Annotated in this window: 1 protein-coding gene and 1 pseudogene; both read right to left on the bottom strand. The window is 73.0% G+C overall.

Going from position 1 to position 1,837, the window contains the following annotated elements; all coding sequences use genetic code 11:
- Window positions 1–109: 109 nt before the first annotated feature.
- Window positions 110–1,135, bottom strand: coding sequence for a 4-hydroxy-tetrahydrodipicolinate synthase (gene dapA, locus ACTIR_RS0109435; RefSeq protein WP_034239218.1), 1,026 nt, complete (start codon window positions 1,133–1,135; stop codon window positions 110–112).
- 138 nt (window positions 1,136–1,273) lie between these two features.
- Window positions 1,274–1,837: pseudogene (locus tag ACTIR_RS26490) on the bottom strand (serine/threonine-protein kinase); the annotation flags it as partial.

Consider the following 1,837-nt stretch of genomic DNA (forward strand, 5'->3'; position numbering starts at 1 on the left):
AGGCCGCCCTCGGGCAGGGGTGGCGGCCGGTGGGTCGGCCCCGGCCCGGCCGGGGTGGTCCTCGCCGGGGTCCGGGCGGCGTCGGTGGGCTGCTGTGCGGGCTTTCCGGTCACGGGTGGATGGTCCCAACGCTCGTGTGGGTGGTGGGGGTGACGTAGGCCGCCGCCGAGTCGGCCTGGGCCACCCGGTTGCTCGCCCAGTCGCTGGACGGCGACATCTCCAGGGGCACACCGGCCTGGGTCAGGTCGGCCGCGATGGCGCGCACCTGCTCGTCCGAGGCGGGCACCATCGGCAGCCGGGGGTCGCCGACCTCGTAGCCGCGCAGCCGCAGGGCCGTCTTGGCGAACACGACCCCGCCGACCCGGGAGAACGCGCGGAAGACCGGCAGCATCCCGCGGTGGTTGGTGCGGGCGGTGGAGGTGTCGCCGTCCTCGTACGCCTCGATCATGGCGCGGATCCGGCCCGCGACGACGTGTCCGATGACGCTGACGACGCCGGTGGCACCGACGGACAGCCAGGGCAGGTTCAGCGCGTCGTCGCCGGAGTAGTAGGCCAGGTGCGTGTTGGCGATGACCTCACTGCCCGCCAGCAGGTCCCCCTTGGCGTCCTTGACCGCGAGGATGCGCGGGTGCTCGGCGAGCCTGCGCAGGGTGTCCACCTCGATCGGCACGATCGAGCGCGGGGGGATGTCGTACAGCATCACCGGCAGGTTGGTGGCGTCGGCCACCGTGGTGAAGTGCGCGTACACCCCGGCCTGCGTCGGCCGCGAGTAGTAGGGGGTGACCACGAGGACGCCGTGCGCGCCCGCCTTCTCGGCCTGGCGGACCAGCTCCACGCTGTGCGCCGTGTCGTAGGTGCCCGCACCGGCGACGACGGTCGCGCGGTCGCCGACGGCCTCCACGACGGCGCGGATGACGTCGGCCTTCTCGTCGTCGCGCGTGGTCGGGCTCTCCCCGGTGGTGCCGTTCACGACGAGGCCGTCGTTGCCCAGCTCCAGCAGGTGCACGGCGAGTTCCTGCGCCCGCTTCAGGTCCGGGGCACCCTCGGCGGTGAACGGCGTGGCCATGGCGGTGAGCACGCGGCCGAACGGTCTGCCCGGCGCGGCGGTGGGCGGAGTGGGCGGTTCGATCGACATGGACCCGACGGTACCTGTTCGCTCCGGCGCCCACCGTGCCGACCACCGTCCCCGCGGGGTATCCGTCGCCCGCCCGCGGGCGGGTGCGGATCTGCCGGTCACCGGGCGGGCACGCGGGAAAAGCTGTGGCCTGTCGGCCTACCGGACCACCTGTCGCACCCGGCCGGTCAGCTGCTCGCCGTCGGCGTCCTGCACGAAGCACAGCACGGTGCGGACGAGGTCGTCGTCGGAGAACCGGTCCGGGTTCTTCTCCCATTCCGCCCCGGTGGGGATCACCGTGCGGTAGGCGAGCTCTTCCCGCCGCTCGTCGTCGATCCGGTTGGAGTGGAACGTCAGCTCGCAGGCGGCCTCACCGAAGCGGCGCAACAGCTCGCGTCCGGGATAGCGCACCGGCTCGGCATCGGTCTCGTCGGGATCGCCCACCGGCCGGCTCCGCTCGAACAGTTCCGCGTCGTGCGGCTCGTCGCAGTCGACCCAGTTGCTGTCGGCGAGTACCCGTCCCGGTTCGATGCGGGTGTTCACGCACCGGTCGTTCCAGTCGATGTTGACCTCGGTGAGGTCGCCGTCGTCCCCGTAGGTCAGCGTGGGTAACCGCGCGTCGTCCGACGGCGGCGACCACACCGGTTTCCCGAGGAAGAAACCCCCCACCAGCAGCGCCACCGCCGCCACCGCGCCCCCGACGACGGCGGCCGTGCGCCGGGT

The sequence above is a fragment of the Saccharomonospora iraqiensis subsp. iraqiensis genome, assembly GCF_000430445.1.
GTDB lineage: Bacteria > Actinomycetota > Actinomycetes > Mycobacteriales > Pseudonocardiaceae > Saccharomonospora > Saccharomonospora iraqiensis.

Excerpts from the sequence above, each read along its gene's own strand:
- dapA (WP_034239218.1), bottom strand. The coding sequence starts at position 1,135 with ATGTCGATCGAACCGCCCACTCCGCCCACCGCCGCGCCGGGCAGACCG.